The sequence below is a fragment of the Streptomyces rimosus genome (genome assembly GCF_008704655.1).
GTDB lineage: Bacteria > Actinomycetota > Actinomycetes > Streptomycetales > Streptomycetaceae > Streptomyces > Streptomyces rimosus.
Window position 1 is genome coordinate 3,423,000 of record NZ_CP023688.1, and the last position, 23,260, is coordinate 3,446,259.

General features: G+C 71.5%; 19 protein-coding genes and 2 pseudogenes. 14 read left to right on the forward strand and 7 right to left on the reverse strand.

All coding sequences use genetic code 11. The annotated features are described in order from the left end of the window. Positions 1-20 precede the first annotated feature (20 nt). Complete coding sequence (locus CP984_RS13990) at positions 21-605, forward strand: Uma2 family endonuclease (protein ID WP_003982328.1); 585 nt, start codon at positions 21-23, stop codon at positions 603-605. A gap of 41 nt (positions 606-646) precedes the next feature. On the opposite strand, the gene CP984_RS13995 is transcribed toward CP984_RS13990, so the two are convergent. Further along, entirely contained in the window at positions 647-2,326 is a 1,680-nt protein-coding gene (locus CP984_RS13995; protein ID WP_076611972.1) for an IS1182-like element ISSdi1 family transposase, read from the reverse strand. 303 nt (positions 2,327-2,629) lie between these two features. Here CP984_RS13995 and CP984_RS14000 point away from each other — a divergent pair, with 303 nt between their 5' ends. Together CP984_RS14000 and CP984_RS14005 are read left to right on the forward strand one after the other, a co-directional pair. Beyond that, positions 2,630-2,899 carry a type II toxin-antitoxin system Phd/YefM family antitoxin gene (locus tag CP984_RS14000; RefSeq protein ID WP_003987429.1) on the forward strand — a complete coding sequence of 90 codons (270 nt, stop codon included), beginning with the start codon at positions 2,630-2,632 and terminating at the stop codon, positions 2,897-2,899. After that, positions 2,892-3,155, forward strand: coding sequence for a type II toxin-antitoxin system RelE family toxin (locus tag CP984_RS14005; protein WP_003987428.1), 264 nt, complete (start codon positions 2,892-2,894; stop codon positions 3,153-3,155). The genes CP984_RS14000 and CP984_RS14005 overlap by 8 nt, the downstream gene beginning before the upstream one ends. A 134-nt stretch (positions 3,156-3,289) precedes the next feature. Here CP984_RS14005 and ychF read toward each other — a convergent pair whose 3' ends face one another. Further along, positions 3,290-4,378, reverse strand: coding sequence for a redox-regulated ATPase YchF (gene ychF / locus CP984_RS14010; RefSeq protein ID WP_003987427.1), 1,089 nt, complete (start codon positions 4,376-4,378; stop codon positions 3,290-3,292). 542 nt (positions 4,379-4,920) lie between these two features. On the opposite strand from ychF, the gene CP984_RS14015 reads away from it, so the two are divergent. Continuing rightward, positions 4,921-5,628: a DUF6542 domain-containing protein gene (locus CP984_RS14015; protein ID WP_063604328.1), complete on the forward strand. Its 708-nt coding sequence runs from the start codon at positions 4,921-4,923 to the stop codon at positions 5,626-5,628. Here CP984_RS14015 and ppgK read toward each other — a convergent pair. Together ppgK and CP984_RS14025 are read right to left on the reverse strand one after the other, a co-directional pair. Next, on the reverse strand, positions 5,594-6,466 hold the full coding sequence (gene ppgK, locus CP984_RS14020) for a polyphosphate--glucose phosphotransferase (protein WP_078586864.1): 873 nt from the start codon (positions 6,464-6,466) through the stop codon (positions 5,594-5,596). The two genes, CP984_RS14015 and ppgK, sit on opposite strands and share 35 nt — an antisense overlap. An 85-nt stretch (positions 6,467-6,551) precedes the next feature. Beyond that, positions 6,552-7,595: a 4-hydroxy-3-methylbut-2-enyl diphosphate reductase gene (locus tag CP984_RS14025; protein ID WP_078586862.1), complete on the reverse strand. Its 1,044-nt coding sequence runs from the start codon at positions 7,593-7,595 to the stop codon at positions 6,552-6,554. A gap of 492 nt (positions 7,596-8,087) precedes the next feature. On the opposite strand from CP984_RS14025, the gene CP984_RS14030 reads away from it, so the two are divergent. From CP984_RS14030 to CP984_RS14045, 4 genes are all read left to right on the forward strand, one after another. After that, positions 8,088-9,590, forward strand: a complete 1,503-nt coding sequence (locus CP984_RS14030) for an APC family permease (RefSeq protein WP_003986694.1) — start codon at positions 8,088-8,090, stop codon at positions 9,588-9,590. Positions 9,591-9,892: 302 nt separating this feature from the next. Next, a complete protein-coding gene (gene xseA / locus CP984_RS14035; RefSeq protein WP_031019364.1) occupies positions 9,893-11,128 on the forward strand; it encodes an exodeoxyribonuclease VII large subunit in 1,236 nt (411 codons plus the stop codon). Between the two features lie 10 nt (positions 11,129-11,138). Continuing rightward, the gene (locus tag CP984_RS14040) at positions 11,139-11,420 is read left to right on the forward strand and encodes an exodeoxyribonuclease VII small subunit (RefSeq protein WP_003986691.1); all 282 of its coding nucleotides are present in this window, start codon (positions 11,139-11,141) and stop codon (positions 11,418-11,420) included. A 266-nt stretch (positions 11,421-11,686) separates the two neighbouring features. Next, positions 11,687-12,280, forward strand: a complete 594-nt coding sequence (locus CP984_RS14045; RefSeq protein WP_003986690.1) for a malonic semialdehyde reductase — start codon at positions 11,687-11,689, stop codon at positions 12,278-12,280. A gap of 194 nt (positions 12,281-12,474) precedes the next feature. Here CP984_RS14045 and CP984_RS14050 read toward each other — a convergent pair whose 3' ends face one another. Continuing rightward, the gene (locus CP984_RS14050) at positions 12,475-13,011 is read right to left on the reverse strand and encodes a DUF4245 domain-containing protein (RefSeq protein WP_030628510.1); all 537 of its coding nucleotides are present in this window, start codon (positions 13,009-13,011) and stop codon (positions 12,475-12,477) included. 211 nt (positions 13,012-13,222) lie between these two features. Between CP984_RS14050 and glpX the strand changes: the two genes are divergently transcribed. Further along, positions 13,223-14,254: a class II fructose-bisphosphatase gene (gene glpX, locus CP984_RS14055; protein WP_003986688.1), complete on the forward strand. Its 1,032-nt coding sequence runs from the start codon at positions 13,223-13,225 to the stop codon at positions 14,252-14,254. Positions 14,255-14,365: 111 nt separating this feature from the next. Here the strand turns inward: glpX and CP984_RS14060 are convergent, their stop codons facing one another. Continuing rightward, positions 14,366-14,725, reverse strand: a complete 360-nt coding sequence (locus CP984_RS14060; protein ID WP_032922291.1) for a WhiB family transcriptional regulator — start codon at positions 14,723-14,725, stop codon at positions 14,366-14,368. Positions 14,726-15,165: 440 nt separating this feature from the next. Further along, positions 15,166-15,843: pseudogene (locus CP984_RS14065) on the reverse strand (DUF1707 SHOCT-like domain-containing protein); the annotation flags it as partial. A gap of 152 nt (positions 15,844-15,995) precedes the next feature. On the opposite strand from CP984_RS14065, the gene CP984_RS14070 reads away from it, so the two are divergent. The 5 genes and pseudogenes from CP984_RS14070 (at position 15,996) to CP984_RS14090 (ending at position 23,127) form a co-directional block, all read left to right on the forward strand. After that, positions 15,996-17,675 (forward strand): fumarate hydratase, encoded by a 1,680-nt coding sequence (locus tag CP984_RS14070; protein ID WP_003987077.1) that lies wholly within the window; start codon positions 15,996-15,998, stop codon positions 17,673-17,675. Positions 17,676-17,754: 79 nt separating this feature from the next. After that, positions 17,755-19,149, forward strand: coding sequence for a class II fumarate hydratase (locus tag CP984_RS14075; protein WP_003987078.1), 1,395 nt, complete (start codon positions 17,755-17,757; stop codon positions 19,147-19,149). A 94-nt stretch (positions 19,150-19,243) separates the two neighbouring features. After that, positions 19,244-19,969 (forward strand): cytidylyl-2-hydroxypropylphosphonate hydrolase, encoded by a 726-nt coding sequence (gene fomD / locus CP984_RS14080; protein ID WP_031019369.1) that lies wholly within the window; start codon positions 19,244-19,246, stop codon positions 19,967-19,969. 238 nt (positions 19,970-20,207) lie between these two features. Further along, entirely contained in the window at positions 20,208-20,891 is a 684-nt protein-coding gene (locus tag CP984_RS14085; protein ID WP_003987080.1) for a class I SAM-dependent DNA methyltransferase, read from the forward strand. Positions 20,892-20,920: 29 nt separating this feature from the next. Continuing rightward, positions 20,921-23,127: pseudogene (locus tag CP984_RS14090) on the forward strand (SpoIIE family protein phosphatase). The last annotated feature ends 133 nt before the right edge of the window (positions 23,128-23,260 follow it).

The following is a 23,260-nucleotide window of genomic DNA, read 5'->3' on the forward strand; positions in this document are numbered from 1 at the left end:
CCGCCCCCTACGGTTGAGTCATGACCGCACGACCCAACCGGATACGCCCGCCGCGCGCGGAAGGCTGGGTCGCGGAGGACCTGGACCGTCTCCCCGAGGCACCGAGCCACTCAGAGCTCATCGACGGGACGCTCGTTTTCAGGCTCCCGCCCCAGCGGGCTTGGCACAGCCGTCTCGTCACCGCCCTGACCACCGCGCTCATGGCGCAAGCGCCGGCCGGCTTCGAGGTCGAGCGGGAGATGACGATCCGGCTCGACGACCGCAACCGCCCCGAGCCGGATCTCCTCCTGACAACTCTTCCCTACGACCCGGACCGTACGTACTACTCACCAGACGCCGTGCACCTCGCCGTCGAGGTCGTCTCCCCCGAGTCGGCCCACCGTGACCGTACGGTGAAGCTCCGCAAATACGCCGAGGCCGGCATCCCGCACTACTGGTGCGTCGAGGACGAAGACGGTTCACCCGTCGTCCACACCTACGAGCTCGACCAGCCGACCCGCACTTACGCCCCCGCTGGCATCTTCCGAGGCTCGCTCCGGCGCCCCGTACCCTTCCCGATCAGCCTCGACCTGGACAGTCTCGTCCCGGCTCGGCGCCGCGGCTGAAAAGCACGCCAAGGGGCCGGCCCCGAAGGGACGCTGTTGGTTTATTCGGTCCCTGCTTGTGCCCCGTCGAGCGTCATCTCGGCGGGGCACAGTGCTGCGAAGTGGCTGGTGCGGGTGCGGGCTCGGGGTGTGCCGGTGAGGTGGGCGTCGATGCGGGCAAGGTTGATCGCGGCTCCGGTGAGCTGGTGCTGGAGGCTGGTCTTTGTCAGGCCCCGGTAGCGGGATCTGCGCAGGCCGCAGCGCCCGACTGCTTGGGAGATGCTGCCCTCGACCCCGGCACGGATCTTGTAACGGTCCTTCCAGGCATCGGTTTGCTGCTCGGCGCGGCTGTGTCGGATAATCTCGTGTTCCTCCCGGTGACGCAGCATGATCTCCCGGCGCTGGCCGGTAGCCGAGCCCACGCACTCGTGCCGGTGGGGACAGGGGCGACACTCGCTGTGGCGGAACCGCACGCGGATGACCGCGAGGCCCTTGGAGTCCGTGCGCGGATACCACTGGGTCGTGGTGACGCCGCCGGGGCAGGCCACCTGCTGCTGGTCCCAGTCGACGGTGAATGCGTCCAGGCCGTAGGGGCCCGCGGACTGGGCGGACGTGTTGGCAGCCATGGGCCCGTGCAGCGCGACGCCATGCTCGGTGCGGGCGGCCAGGACTTGAGTGGCGGTGGGATAACCGGCATCGACCCAGTGTTCGCCGGGCAGGCAGTCGCGGTCGGCGAGGCCCGCGTGGATCGACTGGCTCATCACGCTGTCCGAGACGGTGGCGACGGTGGTGGCCACGTTCGTGATCAGGTTCGGGGCGTCCGCCTCGCAGATCTCGGTGAGATGGACCTTGTAGCCGTCCCACATGATGTCCCGCTTCACGCTGCCACGGGCCTCGCGGTCATACGGGGTGACCAGGCGCATCATGCCCGGCGGACGGTCTTTTGGGTCCCGCCTGGCCACCTCGCCCTCCACCATGTGGAAGTGCTGGACCCAGACCTGCCGCAGGATCTCCACCTCATCGAGTGCGCGAAGCCGGTGCGGTGCAACGGTGGCGAAGACCTCCTCCAGCAGCCGCATCCCGTCCCTGCCGATCCGCAGGCCCACCTCGTCCCGCCTGGCACGGCCCTTGGGGAACCGGGACTCCTCGGCCCGGGTCGCGTAGTGCCGGAACCAGTCCGGCTCGGCGGCTTCGGCCAGCCAGCCGGGGGCAGCCTGGGCCAGTGCGTTCAGAGCCGATCGCAGCGTCTCCGCGACCAGCTCCAGCCAGTTCAGCTGCCGTGCCGAGGACAAGATGTGCGTGGAGTCGGTGCGGGCCCGGCCCGCGCTCTTGAGCAGCCCCTTCTCGCGGGCTGCCACCAGCACACCGTCCATGACCCGGCGCCCTCCATCGGCCCCGGCCAGCCGGTCCCTGAACTCCGACAGCACCGAGAAGTCGAAGCCGGGATCGCCCAGTTCCAGCCCGAGGGCGTACTTGAAGTCGATCCGCGCCCGCACCGCTTCCGCGGCCTGGCGGTCGGTCAGCCCGTCCACGAACTGGAGCACCGACACCAGCGCCAGACCGGCCGGAGACCAGGCAGGCCGGCCTCGTGAGGCGAACAGATCCGCGAAGTCCTCGTCCCGGAACATCGGCCCCAGCTCGTCCCGGACCCGGATCGCCAGGCTTCCCTTCGCAAACGCCGCCCGGGCCACCCGCACCGTCTCCGCCGGAATCTCCCCCGGCCCACTCGGACGCATCGACATCGACACCCACCCCACACAACAACGTCGGTCTCCACGACCACAACCGGATCGTGGAGACCGACGTCACGCGAGGGACCGAATAAACCAACAGCGTCCCGAAGGAACCGGCCCCTTGCAGGCTTGGAAGACACTGACGTGTCCGGTCAGACGTTGAACCGGAATGTCCGCCACAACGCTGCGGCCTGCGGACATGCACCTTTCCGAGGCCACATCCAGCACCGATCCAGCACGGAGGCGGTATACCCAGCACCTACGAGAGCCCAGCCATTGTGTACACATGAGACACTTGGTACCCTTGAGCGCATGACGCAGCCACTGCCCATAGAGTCCATCCGCGATGTCCGGGCGCATCTGGCCGAGGTCGTTGAGCGAGCCGACCGGGACGACGTACCCACCGTGATCACCCGACGCGGCAAGCAGGTCGCCGCCGTCGTCTCCATCGAGACGCTGCGCAAGTACCAGGAGTGGGAAGAGCGCGAGATCAACCGGATCATCGATGAGCGCATGGCCAACCCTGCACCCGGCATCCCGCTCGAGGACATCATGAGGGAGACGCTGGCACGCAGTGAGTGAGTACCGCACCGTCTTCCGCCCCGAGGCTCAGACCGAACTCCGCAAGGTCCCGCGAGACATGGCTCTCCGCATTCTGGCGAAGCTGACCGAGTTGGAGACCGACCCGCTGGGGTTCAACACCACCGCCCTCGTCTCCCAGCCCGACCGCCGACGCCTACGAGTGGGTGACTACCGCCTGATCTACACGATCGACAACGGCGAGCTGGTGGTGTGGGTGGTACACGTCGGGCATCGCTCCACCGTCTACGACGCCTGAGTGTTTCTCACGTCAGGTCAGAATATCCAGCACCGATCCAGCGCGGGATCGACGAAAGGGCCGGGCCCTCAAGAGCCCGACCCCTTCTGACCAGCAGGTCTGCCGGGTCAGCGACGTGGTGTTATTTCATCCGCTCACACGTTGAAGCGGAACTCCACGACATCCCCATCCTGCATCACATAATCCTTGCCCTCCATACGCGCCTTCCCAGCAGCCCGAGCCTCCGCCACCGACCCCGTCTCCACCAGGTCATCAAACGAAATGACCTCAGCCTTGATGAACCCCTTCTGGAAGTCGGTGTGAATAACACCAGCCGCCTCAGGAGCCGTAGCCCCCTTCTTGATGGTCCAAGCGCGGGTTTCCTTGGGGCCGGCCGTCAGGTAGGTCTGGAGGCCGAGGGTGTTGAAGCCTACGTGGGCGAGGGTGGCGAGGCCGGGTTCTTCCTGGCCTACGGACTGGAGGAGTTCGAGGGCCTCTTCCTCGTCGAGTTCGGCGAGGTCGGCTTCAAGTTTGGCGTTCAGGAAGATGGCTTCGGCGGGGGCCACCAGGGCGCGCTGTTCGTTCTTGAAGTCCTCGTCGGTCAGCTCGTCCTCGTCGACGTTGAAGACGTAGAGGAAGGGCTTGGTGGTGAGGAGGTGGAGGTCGTGGAGGAGCTCGGAGTTCTCGGCGCCCTGGACGATGCCGGCGGAGAAGAGGGTGCGGCCCTCCTCCAGGATGGCCTTGGCCTCCTCGACGGCCTTGACCTTCGGGGCCACGTCCTTCTTGATGCGCGACTCCTTCTGGAGGCGCGGCAGGACCTTCTCGATGGTCTGGAGGTCGGCGAGGATCAGCTCGGTGTTGATGGTCTCGATGTCGTCCTTCGGCGAGACCTTGCCGTCGACGTGGACGACGTTCTCGTCCTTGAAGGCGCGGATGACCTGGCAGATCGCGTCGGACTCGCGGATGTTCGCCAGGAACTTGTTGCCCAGGCCCTCGCCCTCGGAGGCGCCGCGGACGATGCCGGCGATGTCGACGAAGTCGACGGTGGCCGGGAGGATCTTCTGGGAGTCGAAGATCTCGGCCAGCTTGGCCAGGCGCGGGTCGGGGACGCCGACGACGCCGACGTTGGGCTCGATGGTGGCGAACGGGTAGTTGGCCGCCAGCACGTCGTTCTTGGTCAGGGCGTTGAACATGGTCGACTTGCCGACATTCGGCAGACCGACGATTCCGATCGTGAGCGACACGGTGGCGACTTCCCGGAGAGGATGCGGGTGGACTGGGCGACGGTGCGTACGGCCCGCTGCGGGGCCGGGGCGGCCGTAAGGGGTGCGGTCCATGGAGGACCGGTCGTCCAGTCTACGGGGCGGGGGAAGGGCGGCGGGCGGCGGAGGTGGAGGCGGCCGGACGGGGCGGGAGGACGCCCGGTGTACTGCGGCGCAGGGCCCCCTCTGCGTACGCGGCGTCCCGCCCAACGGGTGATTTGTACGCCGAATGGTCCGGTCAGGTCAGTCAAAACGCGTGTCCTGTAACCAATTGATCCCACTTAGCGGCCTACCGTTGCCGAGTGGAGCAACACAGAGCGCGCAGCCCTCAGCACAGTCCGCCCCGGACCGTCCGTCCGGCAGCGGGCCAGGACGCACGGCTTCCCCGTCCCGCGGAGGCCGTGCCGCCGAACGCTCCGGAGGCCCGGGGCAAGGCAGGCACCCCTGGTGCCCCGCGGGCCCCGGGCGCCCCACGCGCGCCGGGTGCGGCGGCACCCGGCGGTGAGACGTCGACCGTCTACCGCGTGCGTGCCCGCCGGCGCGGCCCGCTGGCCCCGCTGGCGGCGGCGGCAGCGCGGCTGCCGTCGCCCCGGCTCACCGGCCTGGGCTGCGGTCTGCTCGGCACCTTCGTCCTGTTCGCTTTCGCCTTCTTCGACAACCTGCTGTTCGGGGGCGCGCCGACGGCGTACGGGGTCTTCTTCCTCCTGGTCGGCGTGTCGGCCGGGCTGTGGGTACGGCCGTACGACCTGATCACGGCCCCGATCGCGCTGCCGATCATGTTCACCCTCGGCACCGTGCCGATCAGCCACAACACGGGCGGGTTCACCGGGCTGCTGATGGGCGTCTTCACGGTGCTGGCGACGCAGGCGGGCTGGCTGTTCGCGGGGACGCTGGCCTGCGCGCTGATCGTCGTCGTACGCAAGGCGGCGGCCATCGCACGGCGGCAGGCCGAGCGGCACGCGCAACGGCAGGTGGCGCGGGCGCAGGGGGCGCAGGGGGCGCAAGGCCGGGAGCCCGCGAAGGGCAGGAGCGCGAACGGTGCGGCCGGGCGCGCCTCCGGGCAGGCGCCGGATCCGGTGTCCGGCCGTTGGCAGCGAAGGCGCGGGCAGGTGGACGAGGGCCCTGGCCCCGGGCAGCGGCCGGGGCTGGCCCAGGGGTCGCATCACGCCCGCAGCCCCGGGCCGCGCGCGGGCCAGGTCAGGGATCGGCCGGCCAGCCGACCTGCGACGTAGGGCCGTCGGAGGAAGGGGCGGAAGCGGGGGCGGCCAGCGGGCCGGCGGACGCGCCGGCGCCGGCCGGGGCCGCCGCTCCGTCCCGTTCCGCGGCCGCGGCCGCCATCGCCGCGCCCACGATGCCCGCGCTGTTCTGGAGCTGCGCGGGCACGATCTCCGCCCGGATGCCCTCGATCAGCGGCAGGAACTTCGCCGCCTTGCGGCTGACGCCGCCGCCGATCACGAACAGCCGGGGCGAGAAGAGCATCTCCACGTGGGCGAGGTACTTCTGTACGCGGTGCGCCCAGTCCGGCCAGCTCAGGTCCTCGTCGTCCTTGACCTTGGTGGACGCCCGCTTCTCGGCGTCGTGGCCGTGCAGTTCCAGGTGTCCCAGCTCGGTGTTGGGGACCAGTTCGCCGTCGGTGAAGACGGCGCTGCCGATGCCGGTGCCGAAGGTGAGCACGATGACCGTGCCCCGGCGGCCGCGGCCCGCGCCGAACCGCATCTCGGCCAGGCCCGCCGCGTCCGCGTCGTTCAGGACGGTGACCGGGCAGCCGCCGGTCTCGTCACCGAGGCGGCCGGCCAGCAGCGCGGCGGCGTTCCGGTCGATCCACCCTTTGTCGACATTGGCCGCCGTACGGGTGACGCCGTCCGTCACCACGCCGGGGAACGTCGCGCCGACCGGCCCCGACCAGCCGAAATGGTCCACGACCTGCTTGACGCAGTCCGCGACCGCGTCCGGGGTGGCCGGATGCGGGGTCAGTACCTTGAACCGCTCTTCCGCCAGGTCGCCGCGCTCCAGGTCCACCGGAGCGCCCTTGATGCCCGACCCGCCGATGTCCACACCAAAGACCTTCATGCCTTAGAGGCTAGGCGCCGGGCGGCCGGTTCACCCCTCGGATGGCCTCCGCAGGCCCGGGCACGCGGTCCCCGGGCCCTCGGGCTCAGCCCTCGGCGGCGGTCTTCGCCTCGGCGCGCAGGTCGCGGCGGAGTTCCTTGGGCAGCGAGAAGGTGATGGACTCCTCGGCGGCCTTGACGGTCTCCACGTCCTCGTAACCGCGCTCGGCGAGCCAGTCCAGGACGCCGTGCACCAGGATCTCGGGGACGGAGGCGCCGGAGGTGAGGCCGACGGTGGTCACGCCCTCCAGCCAGCTCTCGTCGATCTCCTCGGCGCCGTCGACCAGGTGGGCGGCGCCGGCGCCCGCGCCGAGGGCGACCTCGACGAGGCGGACCGAGTTCGAGGAGTTCTTGGAGCCGACCACGATGACCAGGTCGGTCTGGGCGCCCATCTGCTTGACGGCGGTCTGGCGGTTCTGCGTGGCGTAGCAGATGTCGTCGCTGGGCGGGGAGAGGAGGTTGGGGTAGCGGCCCTTGATGGCGTCGACCGTCTCCATGGTCTCGTCGACCGAGAGGGTGGTCTGGGAGAGCCAGACGACCTTGTCCGGGTCGCGGACCTCGATGTTCTGCACATCGTCGGGGCCGTCGACCAGGGTGATGTGGTCGGGGGCCTCGCCGCTGGTGCCGATGACCTCTTCGTGGCCCTCGTGGCCGATCAGGAGGATGTCGAAGTCCTCCTTGGCGTACCGGACGGCTTCCTTGTGCACCTTGGTGACCAGCGGGCAGGTGGCGTCGATGGTGGCCAGCTTGCCCTGCTTGGCCTCGTCGTGGACGACCGGGGCGACACCGTGCGCGGAGAAGATGACGATGTTGCCCTCGGGGACCTCCGCCGTCTCCTCGACGAAGATCGCGCCCTTCTTCTCCAGGGTCTTGACGACGTACTTGTTGTGGACGATCTCGTGGCGCACGTAGACGGGCGCGCCGTACTGTTCCAGGGCTTTCTCGACGGCGATCACGGCACGGTCCACGCCCGCGCAATAACCACGCGGCGCGGCGAGCAGGACCCGGCGGCGGTCCTCGCGCGGCGTGGCGGCTCCGTCCGGAGCGCTGGCGGGCGACGGGCTGGGCGTAGCAGCAGTCATACGATCCATCGTACGGGGCGTACTTCGGGGTTCGTGCTGCCGTGGGGGCGCGGCGGGGTGAACGGGGTTGACGGGGGCGCGGGACGGTGTCACCGGGGTGGCGGGGGTGGCTCTACGGGTGTGGGGCGGTGCGTGAGACCGCGGCGCGGGGTGGCTGCACGGGTGTGGGGCGGCGCGTGAGACCGCGGGCATGGGGGGGTGGGGATCGCGGGGCGTAGAGGCGTGCGTATGGCGGTGCGAGCGTGCGAGCGCCCTGTTACGGAGGCGCGTGCGCCGTGCCGCGGGTATGTACGTGTTGCCGTACGCCACTGGAGTGCCACCGGAGTGCCGCGCCGCCGTACGCCACCGGAGTGCGTATGCGTCGCGCCGCGGCGAGGCCGCCTCCCGGCCCCCTCCGCCCCTGCTGGCGCGTCCACCCCACCCGGCGCGCGGCCTTGCCCGAAGCTGGAAGGCAGCCGACGATCATCGTCGGCACGTACGTCCCCCGCTGGAGTGACCGTCATGAGCGCACCGTCCGAGCCGAACCCGTCCTCCGGGCGGAACCCGTCCCCCGGACCGAATCCGTCCTCCGAGCCGGCCCGGTCCTCCCCGCCGCCGTCCGCCGGGACCACCGCGTCACCCGGCGCGTCACCCGGCGCGTCACCCGGCGCGTCCGCCGACGCCGGGCTCCGGCGCACGCTGAGCTTCCGGGACCTGATCGTCTACGGGCTGCTCTTCATCGCCCCGATGGCGCCCGTCGGCATCTTCGGCACGCTCCAGGCCAAGTCGCACGGCGCGATCACGGTCGTCTACCTCGTGGCGACCGTGGCGATGGCCTTCACCGCGTACTCGTACGCGCAGATGGTGCGGGTCGCCCCGCAGGCCGGCTCGGTGTTCACCTACGCGCGGGTCGGGCTCGGCGACGGCGCGGGCTTCGTCGCGGGGTGGATGGCGATGCTCGACTATCTGCTGATTCCGGCGGTGGCGTACCTCTTCTCCGGTATCGCCATGCACGCGCTGGTGCCGTCCGTGCACCAGTGGGTGTGGACGGCGCTCGCGGTGGTCGTCACCACGCTGCTGAACCTCATGGGGGTACGCACCGCGGCGGTGGCCGGGTTCGCGGTGCTGGCCATGGAACTGGCGGTGCTGGTGGTGTTCGTGGTGGCGGCGGTGTGGGTGCTGGTCACGGACGGGGCGCGGCGCGGGTGGTCGGTACCGCTGACCGGGGAGGGCGGTTTCTCGACGAGCGCGGTGCTGGCGGCGGTGTCGGTGGCGGTGCTGTCGTATCTGGGGTTCGACGCGATCGCGTCGTTCGCGGAGGAGACCACGGGGAGTTCCGCGCGGGTGGCGCGGGCCGTGCTGACCTGCCTGGTGCTGGCGGGTGTGCTGTTCGCCGTGCAGACCTATCTGGCGGCGCTGCTCGCGCCGATGTCCGCGGCCGAGCTGGCGGCGAACCCCGCCGGGCAGGGCGACGCCTTCTACACGACGGCGGACGCGGCCGTCGGCGAGTGGCTGCAGAAGCTGGTGGCGGCGAGCAAGGCGATCGGCGCGGCGTTCGCGGCGCTGGCGGGGCAGGCGGCGGCCGGCCGGCTGCTGTTCGCGATGGCGCGGGACCGGCGGCTGCCGGGCGCGATGTCGAAGGTGGACGCGGGCAGCGGGGTGCCGCGGCGGGCGCTGCTGGGCGCCGCGGTGGTGACGCTGATCGCGGCGGTGTGGGCGGCCCGCCGCGACGACGGCCTGGACCATCTCTCCTCGATCGTCAACGTGGGCGCGCTGACCGCCTTCGGACTGCTGCACGCCTCGGTGATCGGCTGGTTCTGGGTACGCAAGCGGGCCGGGCGGCCGAACGTCCTCAAGCACGTCCTGGTGCCGCTGCTGGGCCTTGCGGTGGTGGTCGCGGTGATCGTGGAGGCGTCCGGGACCGCGCAGACCGTCGGCGCCGTCTGGCTGGCGGTGGGGCTGGTGGTGCTGGCGGTGCAGTACGGGCGCAGGAGGGGCGGTACGACGGGCACCGTCGAGCGGTGATCGGCCGGCCACGCCGGGATCGGGCCTGCGGCAGGCGGCAGGCGGCAGGCGGCAGGCGGCAGGCGGCAGGCGGCAGGCGGCAGGCGGCAGGCGGCAGGCGGCAGGCGGCCGACTTTACGGGGCTGCGGCGAGCGACCGGCCTTGTACGAGGCTGCGGCAAGCGACCGGCCTTGTACGGGGCTGCGGCGAGCGACCGGCCTCTTACGGGTTCGCGCCCGCCCCGCGCCGCCCAGCCTCGTACGGACCCCGCCGCCCGCCCCGCGCCGCCCCGCGCTGTCAGTGCCGGGCTATACGCTCGACGCATGAGTGTGAGGACGTCTGCGGAGGCGCCGATCCCCGTCGGCGAGGTGTCGCGGCTCATCGGGGGGTGGATCGACCGGCTGGGTGCCGTCTGGGTCGAGGGCCAGATCACCCAGCTGTCCCGGCGGCCGGGCGCCGGTGTGGTCTTCCTGACGCTGCGCGACCCGTCGTACGACATCTCGGTCAGCGTGACGTGCTACCGCCAGGTCTTCGACAAGATCGCCGACGTGGTGAGCGAGGGCGCCCGCGTCGTCGTGCATGCCAAGCCGGAGTGGTACGCGCCGCGCGGCCAGCTCTCGCTGCGCGCCGCCGAGATCAAACCGGTGGGCGTCGGCGAGCTGCTGGCGCGGCTGGAGCAGCTGAAGAAGTCCCTCGCCGCCGAGGGCCTGTTCCGGGCGGAGCGCAAGCGCGGACTGCCGTTCCTGCCGCAGCTGATCGGCCTGGTCTGCGGGCGGGCCAGCGCCGCCGAGCGGGACGTCCTGGAGAACGCCCGCCTGCGCTGGCCGGCGGTCCGCTTCGAGGTGCGCAACGTACCGGTGCAGGGGGTGCACGCGGTGCCGCAGGTCATCGAGGCGGTCAAGGAGCTGGACGCGCTGCCCGAGGTCGACGTGATCATCGTGGCGCGCGGCGGCGGCAGCGTCGAGGACCTACTGCCGTTCTCGGACGAGCAGCTGGTCAGGGCGGTGGGCGCGGCCCGTACGCCGGTCGTCTCCGCGATCGGCCACGAACCGGATTCGCCGCTGCTCGACCTGGTCGCCGACCTGCGCGCCTCGACGCCGACGGACGCGGCCAAGAAGGTCGTACCGGACGTGGGCGAGGAGTTCGCCCGTATCCAGCAGCTGCGGGAGCGGGCGCTGCGCGCGGTCAGCGGCTTCCTCGACCGCGAGGAGCGCGGCCTGGCGGCGGCGCTGAGCAGGCCCTCGATGGAGCGGCCCCACCGGATGGTCGAGGAGCGCGAGGAGCAGGTCACGGCGCTGCTGGAGCGCGGCCGACGCACGCTGGGGCATCTGCTCGACCGGGCCGACTCCGAGCTGTCGCACACCCTGGCGCGGGTGGTCGCCCTCTCCCCCAAGGCCACCCTGGAGCGCGGGTACGCCGTCCTCCAGAGGCCGGACGGTTCGGCCGTGCGCTCGCCCGGTGAGGTCGCGCCGGACGACGAGCTGCGGGCCAGGGTCGCCGAGGGCGAGTTCCGGGTCCGGGTCTCCGGCGCACCGTCCGATGTCGGACCCCAGGATTAGGGTGAGAGCCATGGCTAAGGCGAAGACGGACGACACGGTGGCGGGCGGCGCGGCGGACGCGGCGCAGCCGGCGGGTTCCGCGCTCGGGTACGAGCAGGCCCGGGACGAGCTGATCGAGGTCGTCCGCAGCCTGGAGGCCGGCGGGACCACCCTGGAGGAGTCCCTCGCGCTCTGGGAGCGCGGCGAGGAACTGGCAAAGGTCTGCCGCCGCTGGCTGGACGGCGCGCGGGCGCGGCTGGACGCGGCGCTGGCGGAAGAGGACGAGGCGGAGGCCGAGGCCGAGGCCGAGTAGCGGTCGGCTGTACGGATAAGGGGCCGGGCCCGCGTACGTAGGGGTACGGGGCGGCACGGCCCCTCGCGCACGTAACCACGCGTACGGCCGCGCCTACGACCACTCGTAGGCCCGCCTGCATCCGCGCCCCTCCCCTAAGCGTCTGCGCGCGTCACTCCCCCACCTTGTGAACCGAGTCACGATTCCCCCGTTTTAGTTGAAACTTAATCTATCTTGGTTACAGTTGATACCGAACACGGAAATCACCGACTCACCGAGGTGCCCTCATGTCTCTCGCGCTCGACGCCGCCGCCCAGGACCTCCTCTTCCGCGAGGCCCAGACCGCCAACTCGTTCACCGACGAGCCGGTGACGGACGAGCAGGTTCAGGCCATCTACGACCTGGTGAAGTACGCGCCGACCGCCTTCAACCAGTCGCCGCTGCGGCTGACCCTGGTCCGCTCGGCGGACGCCCGTGAGCGCCTGGTCAAGCACGCCATGGGCGCCAACGGCCCGAAGACGCTGAGCGCGCCGCTGACGCTGGTGCTCTCCACGGACCTGGACTTCCACGAGAAGCTGCCGACCCTGTTCCCGCACGCCCCGGGCATCAAGGACGCCTACTTCAGCGAGCTGTCCGTCCGCGAGGTCGCCGGCGCCCAGAACGCGACCCTCCAGGCGGGCTACCTCATCCTCGGCATCCGCGCGGCCGGCCTGGCCGCCGGCCCGATGACCGGCTTCGACTTCGCCGGCATCGACAAGGAGTTCTTCGGCGACGGCAAGCAGAAGTCCTTCATGGTCATCAACGTCGGCAAGCCGGGCGCCGACGCCTTCTTCCCGCGCTCGCCGCGCCTGAGCTTCGACGAGGCCGTCACGACGGTCTGATCCGGCCGGGGGTCCGGGGGTCGCCCCCGGGACAGCACAGCCCGCGCTCGCCCCGTCTGAGCTTCGACGAGGCCGTGACCACCGTCTGAGCCTTCCCCACGTACGACGAGGCCGCCGCACCCATCCCGGTGCGGCGGCCTCGTCGTACGTATGCAGCCGTACGGCCACGGGGGCAGGCACCCCGGCCGTCAGCGTCAGCCCTTCTTCGCCTCCAGAGACGCGGCCAGTTCCGCGAGCCGTCCGTACGGCGCGGTGCCGGTGAGGACGGTGGTGACGCCCTCCTCCTCGCGCACCAGCGCGCGGTACTTCTCGCCCTTGTAGCGGTCCCACTTCACGCCGCCGACGGCCTGCTTGCCCGGCGCCTTCTCGGCGCCCAGCGTGACGTCCTGGATGAACTTCTTCGCGGGCGCGTCGCTCTGCTCCAGCGCCGCGTACTCCTGCTCCGGGTCGAGGAAGCCCAGGTGCCAGGCGCCGCCCTTGCCGTCGTTGCTCGCCTTGTACGTGACGGAGGTGGCGCGCCAGCCCTCGGGCAGGCCCTTGGGCGCGGCGATCGCGTACGGCGCGGCGCGCCGGGCGGTCGCGAGCTCGACGCGGTAGTCGACCGTCTTGACCGCGTTGACCTCGGCGCTCCTGCTGTCGTTGTGCGGGATGAAGACATAGATGCCCGCGACGAGGGCGCCGATCACCGCCATCGACAGGACCATGTCCCGAACCGTCTGCTTGCCTCGCATACCTGCCACGTCTCTATCGTCCCCCATGCCCGGCCCTGCGAAGACACGCCCCCTGCCGTTCGCCGCCCGGTGCCCGCCCTTGCGGGGACACGCCCGTATGGCGCGCGGGCGCTGCTCATGCGTAGGGCCCACTGCTCATTGTGGCGACCTACCGATAAAGTCATAGCCACCCTCACCATTCCGGCCGTCGCCGTACAGAAAGGTGCGCTCGATGACCGAGCATCATCTGCCGTCCCAACTCGAGGTCAGCCCCGAGGCTCCCGACCGCAACCTCGCACTGGAGCTCGTCCGGGTGACCGAGGCCGGAGCCATGGCCTCGGGCCGCTGGGTCGGGCGCGGCGACAAGAACGGCGCCGACGGCGCCGCCGTCAAGGCCATGCGCGCCTTGATCCACACCGTCTCCATGAACGGCGTCGTGGTCATCGGGGAGGGCGAGAAGGACAACGCCCCGATGCTCTACAACGGCGAGCGGGTCGGCGACGGCACCGGCGCCGAGTGCGACGTGGCCGTGGACCCGGTCGACGGTACGACGCTGACCGCCAAGGGCATGGCCAACGCGGTCTCCGTGATGGCCGTCGCCGAGCGCGGCGCCATGTTCGACCCGTCCGCGGTGTTCTACATGGACAAGCTGGCCACCGGCCCGGAGGCCGCCGACTTCGTCGACATCACCGCTCCGGTCGGCGTGAACATCCGCCGGATCGCCAAGGCGAAGAAGTCCGCCGTCGAGGACGTCACCGTCGTCATCCTGGACCGGCCGCGCCACGAGGGCCTGGTCAAGGAGGTACGGGAGGCGGGCGCCCGGATCAAGTTCATCTCCGACGGCGACGTGGCCGGCGCGATCATGGCGGCCCGCGAGGGCACCGGCGTGGACCTGCTGCTGGGCATCGGCGGTACGCCCGAGGGCATCATCGCCGCGTGCGCCCTGAAGTGCCTGGGCGGCACCCTCCAGGCCAAGCTGTGGCCGAAGGACGACGAGGAGCGGCAGCGCGCGATCGACGCCGGGCACGACCTGGACAAGGTGCTCCAGACCGACGACCTGGTGCGCGGCGACAACGTCTTCTTCGTGGCCACCGGCATCACCGACGGCGACCTGCTGCGCGGCGTGCGCTACCGCGCCGAGACCGCGACCACCTCGTCGCTGGTGATGCGCTCCAAGTCCGGCACGATCCGCCGGGTCGACTCCGAGCACCGGCTCGCCAAGCTGCGCGCGTACAGCTCGGTCGACTTCGAGCGCCCCAGCTAGCGGCAGCCGGACCGGCAACGGCCGGCCGGCGCGCACAGCAATCGGGCCGGGACTCCGCCGTCACACTCGGCGGGGTCCCGGCCCGTTACGCGTGCCGGGTGCATGGGCCGCTCAGCCGGCGGCCTGCATCCGGGCCGAGCGCTGCAGCTCGGTCTCCCGGCGCCGACGGCGCGCGAGCACGACCCGGCGCTCGGCGGCGGTCAGGCCGCCCCACACTCCGTAGGGCTCGGGCTGCATCAGGGCGTGCTCCCGGCATTCGATCATCACCGGGCAGCGGGCACAGACCCGCTTCGCGGCTTCCTCCCGCGCCAGGCGTGCGGCGGTCGGCTCCTTGGACGGTGCGAAGAACAGTCCCGCCTCGTCACGGCGGCACACCGCCTCCGCGTGCCAGGGACCGGCCTCTTCGCGAGAGGGAACCCGCTGGGGCGGAACAACTGCGGTGTCCTGCAGAGGCTGATGCGGTAGCAGCACGGTCTACTCCTGACGACGGCTTCGGCGAAAGAGTCACCCTTGCCCGTCTCGCTGCGCACGACTTTTCGCACCCCGCAGCCGTACGAGAGACGATGCACCAGCCCTACCCGCTGTACGCGTGCTTATGCACACGGTTGCGAACGGCGTTTGAGCAGTGCGGAAGCGCGGGGAATTCAACCTTCCCGCAGCCCGGAAGGGTGCGGTCCGCCCGGTTTTTCCCCCGTCTCTCCCGTCGCACACCGACCGGCTGCGGGCTGCGCCGCCGGCGGCCTCCCCCGCCGCCTCCGGCCCCGTCAGTCCCAGCCGCCGTGCAGCCGCCCGTGCCGTTCGCGCCGCTCGTCCCGGCGCTGCTCGCGCCAGGCCCCGCGCTCGTCCCGGCGCTGTTCGTGGAGCGCCCGCCGCTCGTCGCGCCGCTGCTCCTGCCACGCGCGCCGCGCGCCGCGCAGATCGTCGCGCAGGTCGCGCAGCCACTTGCCGCGCTTGGCCTTGGCCTCGACGCTGCCGAGCACCGCGTAGCCGTTGACCTGGACGACCGGCGCGTCGCCCTCCACCGACTCGTTCGTCTCGACCTCGAAGGCGCCGAGCACGCCGGAACCGTTGCTGCGCAGCGTGATGTTCTCCGGCACCCGGATCTCCACACTGCCGAAGATCGCGGTGACGTTGATCTGGACCTGTTGCTGCTGGAAGATGCCCTCGGTCAGATCGATCTCCACGCTGCCGAAGATGGCGACGGCGTTGATCCGGCCCGGCACCCGCCAGCGCCCCTTGCGGGTCGAGGCGCTGAAGATCGCGACCATGGTCTGGTCCGGCGGCGCGGCGCCCGGCCCGTCCCCGTACGCGGCGGACGCGGGCTGCCGCCGGGGTCCGCCGTCCTCCGCGGGCAGGTCCCGTACCAGCGGTTCCAGTTCGCCCATCGTCTTGGCGCGGTAGACCAGGTCGATACGTTCGGCGTGCTCCTCCGCGTCCAGCCGTCCGACCGCCAGCGCCTCGCGGAGGATCTCCGCGATCCGGTCCCGGTCGGCGTCGGAGGCCCGGATTCCGGCCTCCGCCACGGGCTTGGTCAGGTTCACCGGCTGCTGGGCTCGTTTGGCGAGCGGCGATTCGTCCACGGGCAGCAGCGTACCGAAACGCGATAGATCGCGACCAGGGGACGCGCGGCCCCGTCGCGCGCCCCGGGTGAGCCTTACCTCACAGCGGCGGCCGCGAGTAAGGGTTCTACGCTGTTCAGGCGCTGCCGCAGATGTCAGCCGAAACCACTGCCGAGTGAGGAATGGCCCTGATGCCGGAATTCGCCTATACCGACCTGCTCCCAGTAGGCGAGGACAACACCCCCTACCGCCTGATCACTTCGGAGGGCGTGAGCACCTTCGAGGCCGACGGGCGCACGTTCCTCAAGGTCGAGCCGGAGGCGCTGCGCAAGCTGGCCGCCGAGGCCATGCACGACATCTCGCACTACCTGCGCCCGGCCCACCTCGCCCAGCTGCGCCGCATCCTGGACGACCCCGAGGCGTCCGCCAACGACCGCTTCGTGGCGCTGGACCTGCTGAAGAACGCGAACATCGCGGCGGCGGGCGTGCTGCCGATGTGCCAGGACACCGGCACGGCGATCGTCATGGGCAAGCGCGGCCAGAACGTGCTGACCGAGGGCCGGGACGAGGAGGCCCTGTCCCGCGGCATCTACGACGCGTACACGCAGCTGAACCTGCGGTACTCGCAGATGGCCCCGCTGACCATGTGGGACGAGAAGAACACCGGCTCCAACCTGCCGGCGCAGATCGAGCTGTACGCCACCGACGGTGACGCGTACAAGTTCCTGTTCATGGCCAAGGGCGGCGGCTCGGCCAACAAGTCCTTCCTCTTCCAGGAGACCAAGGCGGTCCTCAACGAGACCTCCATGATGAAGTTCCTGGAGGAGAAGATCCGCTCGCTGGGCACGGCCGCCTGCCCGCCGTACCACCTGGCGATCGTCGTCGGCGGCACCAGTGCCGAGTACGCGCTGAAGACCGCCAAGTACGCCTCCGCGCACTACCTGGACGAGCTGCCCGCCGAGGGCTCCCCCACCGGCCACGGCTTCCGGGACAAGGAGCTGGAGGAGAAGGTCTTCGAGCTGACGCAGAAGATCGGCATCGGCGCGCAGTTCGGCGGCAAGTACTTCTGCCACGACGTACGCGTGGTCCGCCTGCCCCGGCACGGCGCGTCCTGCCCGGTCGCCATCGCGGTGTCCTGCTCGGCGGACCGCCAGGCCGTCGCGAAGATCACCGCCGAGGGCGTCTTCCTGGAGCAGCTGGAGAAGGACCCGGCGCGCTTCCTCCCGGAGACGACCGAGGAGGAGCTGACCGAGGGCGCGGGCCCGGACCTCGACGCCGTACGGGTCGACCTGAACCAGCCGATGGACGCCATCCTGGCCGAGCTGACCAAGCACCCGGTCAAGACCCGCCTCTCGCTCACCGGCACCCTGGTCGTCGCCCGCGACATCGCGCACGCGAAGATCAAGGAGCGGCTGGACGCGGGCGAGGAGATGCCCGAGTACCTGAAGAACCACCCGGTGTACTACGCGGGCCCCGCGAAGACCCCCGAGGGCTACGCGTCCGGCTCCTTCGGCCCGACCACGGCCGGCCGCATGGACGCCTACGTCGAGCAGTTCCAGGCGGCGGGCGGCTCGAAGGTCATGCTCGCCAAGGGCAACCGCTCCAAGCAGGTCACCGACGCGTGCGCAGCGCACGGCGGCTTCTACCTCGGCTCCATCGGCGGCCCGGCGGCCCGCCTGGCGCAGGACTGCATCAAGAAGGTCGAGGTCCTCGAATACGAGGAGCTCGGCATGGAGGCCGTCTGGCGCATCGAGGTCGAGGACTTCCCCGCCTTCATCGTCGTCGACGACAAGGGCAACGACTTCTTCCAGGACCCGGCGCCGGCTCCCACCTTCACCAGCATTCCGGTACGTACCGCCTGAGCCACCGGGCGGTCCGCCTGACGGCTGACTCCTGACGGTGCCCGGGAACACATCGCGGTTCCCGGGCACTGTCATAGATATGAACGACAACGGCGACTTCCGCATCGAACACGACTCCATGGGCGAGGTAAGGGTCCCCTCTCACGCCAAATGGCGCGCCCAGACCCAGCGTGCCGTCGAGAACTTCCCGGTTTCCGGGCAGCGGCTGGAGCGGGCGCACATCGAGGCGCTGGCGCGGATCAAGGCCGCGGCGGCCAAGGTGAACGCCGAGCTCGGGGTGGTGGACGAGGACATCGCGCGGGCGATCCAGGAGGCCGCGGCCGAGGTCGCGGACGGGAAGTGGGACGAGCACTTCCCCGTCGACGTCTTCCAGACCGGCTCCGGTACGTCGTCCAACATGAACACCAACGAGGTGCTGGCCACCCTCGCGACCGAGCGGCTGGGGCGGGACGTCCACCCCAATGACCACGTCAACGCCTCCCAGTCCTCCAACGACGTCTTCCCCTCCTCGATCCACATCGCGGCGACCGCGGCCGTCACCCGTGATCTGATTCCCGCGCTGGAGCACCTGGCGGCTTCCCTGGAGCGCAAGGAGACCGAGTTCGCCGAGGTGGTGAAGGCGGGGCGGACGCACCTCATGGACGCCACGCCCGTCACCCTCGGCCAGGAGTTCGGCGGCTTCGCCGCGCAGGTGCGCTACGGCGTGGAGCGGCTGCGGGCCGCGCTGCCGCGGCTGGCCGAACTGCCGCTGGGCGGTACGGCCGTGGGCACCGGGATCAACACCCCGCCCGGCTTCCCCGCCGCGGTGATCGCCGAGGTGGCGCGGGCGACGGGGCTGCCGCTGACCGAGGCGCGCAACCACTTCGAGGCGCAGGGCGCGCGGGACGCGGTCGTGGAGACCAGCGGGCAGCTGCGGACCATCGCCGTCGGCCTGACGAAGATCGCCAACGATCTGCGGTGGATGTCCTCGGGGCCGCGCACCGGCCTCGCCGAGATCAACCTGCCCGACCTCCAGCCGGGTTCGTCCATCATGCCGGGCAAGGTCAACCCGGTGATCCCGGAGGCGGCGCTGATGGTGGCGGCGCAGGTCACCGGCAACGACGCGACGGTGGCCGCGGCGGGCGCCGCGGGCAACTTCGAGCTGAACGTGATGCTGCCGGTCATCGCGAAGAACGTGCTGGAGTCGGTACGGCTGCTGGCCAACGTCACACGGCTGCTGGCGGACCGCACGGTCGACGGGATCACCGCGAACGCCGAACGGGCCCGGGAGTACGCGGAGTCGTCGCCCTCCGTCGTCACCCCGCTCAACAAGTACATCGGGTACGAGGAGGCAGCGAAGGTCGCCAAGAAGTCGCTCGCGGAGCGCAGGACCATTCGCGAGGTGGTCATCGAGTCGGGGTACGTCGACAAGGGACTGCTGACCGAGGAGCAGTTGGACGAGGCGCTGGATGTGCTGCGGATGACGCACCCGTAAGGGGGCGACACCCGTGTGGCGCCGGCCCCCGTCCGTAACGGACCGTGCGTCCTGCGTCACGGCGCGGCCATCCGTACGCCACTAAGATCTGCGCATGACAGCGGACATGGTGGAGACGAGGAAGGGCGCCGCCGGGGCGGGGGACGCGCGGGACGCCGTGGAGCGGACGGGGAGCTGGGCGCCCGGGGACCGGATTCTGTGGCGCTACCGCGACAACGCCGGCGACGGTATTCACATCTGCCGCCCGATGACCGTCGTCCAGGACACCGACGAGCTGCTCGCGGTGTGGATGGCCCCGGGCACGCCCTGCGTCAAGCCGGTGCTGGCCGACGGGACGCCCGTCCACCGCGAGCCGCTCGCCACCCGCTACAAGAAGCCCCGGCGCACCGCGCTCGACCAGTGGTTCGGCACCGGGGTGCTGAAGCTGGCCCGGCCGCACGACCCCTGGTCGGTGTGGCTGTTCTGGGAGCCGGGCTGGCACTTCAAGAACTGGTACGTGAACCTGGAGGAGCCGCGCCGCCGCTGGGCGGGCGGTATCGACTCCCAGGACCACTTCCTGGACATCTGCGTGTATCCGGACCGGCATTGGGAGTGGCGGGACGAGGACGAATTCGCGCAGGCGCAGCGGGACGGGCTGATGCCGGCCGCGCTGGCGGCGGACGTACGGGCGGCGGGCCGCGCGGCGGTCGAGCACATCGGCGCGTGGGGGGTGCCGTTCGGCGGCGGCTGGGAGGACTGGCGGCCGGACCCGGCGTGGGAGGTGCCGGGGCTGCCGGAGGACTGGGACCGGCCGGTACCCGCACCGGACGCGCGGGGGTGAGCTTCCGCGCGCGGGGCGCGGTCCGCCCGGTGCAGGGGCGCGCCCGCGCGCCCCGGTGAGCAGGTCAAGGCGTCACGTGGCGTGCGAGTGAGCCCCCTTGATGCGCCCCTGGGGATCAACCGTAGGATCGTCCTCCACAAGACTGCACAGGCGTAACTCAAGACTGCACGGAACTGCACGGACGTGGCTCCCGCGCCGGAGCCCCGAACTTGACCGCGGTCGCAGGAGAGGCGAGGTCGTGAGCGCTGAAGGCTACGACGGATACGAGGGCCTGAACGGGTTAGTCCTGGACCGGGCGGGGCAGGCGGAGGCGTTCGACGCGATCGGCGACCGCTACGACGAGGCATTCCCCCACAAGGACGGCCAGCTCGCCGCGGGCGCCCGGCTCGCGGCCGCGCTGCCGCCCGGGTCCCGGGTGCTGGACCTCGGGTGCGGTACGGGGCTGCCGACGGCCCGTCAGCTGGCGGACGCGGGGCACACGGTCGTCGGTGTGGACCTGTCCCCCTCGATGGTGGACCTGGCCCGGGAAAACGTCCCGGCGGGCGAGTTCCACCGGCTGGACATCGCCGACCTGCGCCACGGCAAGCTCGGCGGGCCCGGCTCCTTCGACGGCGTCACCGCCTTCTTCTCGCTGCTGATGCTGCCCCGCGCGGAGATCCCGTACACGCTGCGGATGCTGCGCTCGCTGCTGCGGCCGGGCGGGCTGCTGGTGCTGGCCATGGTCGAAGCCGATCTGGACGACTGCCCGATTCCGTTCCTGGGCAGCACGATCCGGGTATCGGGTTACCTGCGGGACGACTTGCGCCAGGTCGTGCACGACGCGGGCTTCGAAGTCACCGGGGAGGACTCGTATGCGTATGCCCCGGCCAGTACGGACACCCCACCCGAGATCCAGCTCTTCCTGCACCTGCGACGCGCTTGAGACGCGGCGCGCCACGCGCGCAGCCCCGGATGGATGGAATCCCACGCGTGACGGAGCACCCGACCTCCCACGAACCGCGGCAGGCCGCCCCGCCTGCCGCGTCCTCGGCGACCCCGCACCGGGCGCCGAACACCGCGGCCGCCGGTCCCGGCGGCCTGCCGGGGCGGCCCACACCCCACGGACCGGCCGAGGTGGCTGAGATGTCTCCCGCGGCACCGCGCGGTGACGATTCTGCGCACACCGCGGACAACCGCTGCGAGGAGCCCGGGGCCGACGCCGGGGGCACGCCCTGGCAGGGGCCCGGCGACGGCGGCACCGCCGGCGGCGTCGGACGGCCGCGCCCGTGCCCCGAGGGGACGCCCGCGGTCCCGCCGCCCGCCGCGCCGCACGGCGTACCGGTGGAATCCGGCGCGCGCGGTGAGCAGCCCGCCCGGGCGTCCGAGCAGGCCGCGGGACCGGCCGCGCCGCCCGCCCGCTCCGCGCACCCGGCCGAGAGCAGCGAGGTGCTGGCGGCGCGTCAGGCGGGCGGCGACCGGCTGCGCTTCATCGGCGCGGCGACCCGGCGGATCGCGCGCGGCATAGACCTGGACGAGATCGTGCTGGGGCTGTGCCGGGCGACGGTGCCGACGTTCGCCGACGCCATCCTGGTCTATCTGCGCGATCCGCTGCCGGTGGGCGACGAGCGGCCGACCGGCCCGGTGGTGCTGCGGCTGCGCCGTACCGACCGGATTCCCGAGGAGCCGGACACCAACGGCGGGCGGCTGCCGATGCTGCCCGCGCAGCCGGACCTGAGCCCGGCGATGGGCGGCAGCGCGGCGGAGCTGTCCGAGGTGCTGCCGGGCGGGCCGCTGGCGGAGGTGCTGCGCGGGGTACGGCCGCTGTTCGGCGAGGTGCAGGCGGCGCGCGCTGCGCTGCCCGAGCTGCTCGGCCCGCTCACCCAGCTGCCCGCCGGGCACCGGGTGATCCTGGCGCCGTTGCGCGGGCGCCGCCGGGTGATCGGTGCGGCGGTGTTCCTGCGCCGCCCGGACCGCCCGGCCTTCGAGGCGGACGATCTGCTGGTGGCGGCGCAGCTGGCGACGCACACGGCGCTGGGCGTGGACAAGGCGGTGCTGTACGGGCGCGAGGCGTACATCGCGGACGCGCTCCAGCGCACGATGCTGCCGGACTCGCTGCCGCAGCCCACCGGCGTCCGGCTGGCCAGCCGCTATCTGCCGGCCGCCGAGACGGCGCGGGTGGGCGGCGACTGGTACGACGCGATCCCGCTGCCCGGCAGCCGGGTGGCGCTGGTCGTCGGTGACGTGATGGGCCACTCGATGACCTCCGCGGCGATCATGGGCCAGCTGCGCACCACCGCGCAGACCCTCGCGGGGCTGGACCTGCCGCCGCAGGAGGTGCTGCACCACCTCGACGAGCAGGCGCAGCGGCTCGGCTCGGACCGGATGGCGACGTGCCTGTACGCGGTCTACGACCCGGTCGCGCACCGCATCATGGTCGCCAACGCCGGGCACCCGCCGCCCGTGATGCTGCACCGCGGCGGCGCGCGGAGGTGCTGAACGTGCCGCCGGGCGCGCCGATCGGCGTCGGCGGGGTGGACTTCGAGGCGGTCGAGCTGGACGCGCCGGCGGGCGCCACGCTGGTGCTGTACACGGACGGCCTGGTGGAGTCCCGTATCCGCGATGTGTGGACCGGCATCGAGCAGCTGCGGGAGCGGCTGACCGAGACAGCCCGGCTGACCGGGCCGAACCCGCCGCCGCTGGAGCCGCTGTGCGACGAGGTGCTGGACATGCTCGGGCCCGGCGACCGGGACGACGACATCGCGCTGCTGGCGGCCCGGTTCGACGGGATCGCACCGAGCGATGTCGCGTACTGGTACCTGGACCCGAAGGCGCAGACCGCCGGGCAGGCCCGCCGGCTGGCCCGCAGGGCGCTGTCCCGGTGGGGCCTGGAGGAGCTGACCGACCAGCTGGAACTGCTGGTCAGCGAGGTGGTGACGAACGCGGTGCGGTACGCGGAGCGGCCCATCACGCTGCGCCTGCTGCGGACGGACGTGCTGCGCTGCGAGGTCGGCGACGATGTGCCGCAGCTGCCGCGGCTGCGCCAGGCCCGCCCGTCCGACGAGGGCGGCCGCGGCCTGTACCTGGTCAATCGGATGGCCCGGCGCTGGGGCGCGACACGGCTGAGCACCGGCAAGGTGGTGTGGTTCGAGCTGTCCATGCCGTTCGGGGGCACGCCCTAGGCGGGCCTCCTGCGCTTCGCGATACCGGCCGCCGGGCCGCCAACGGGCGTACCGGCGGCCGGACTTCGTCCCGAATTGGACGGCGTCCAACGGTTGCCGACACCGCGTCGGCGGAGTTGACTTCTGAGGTGGC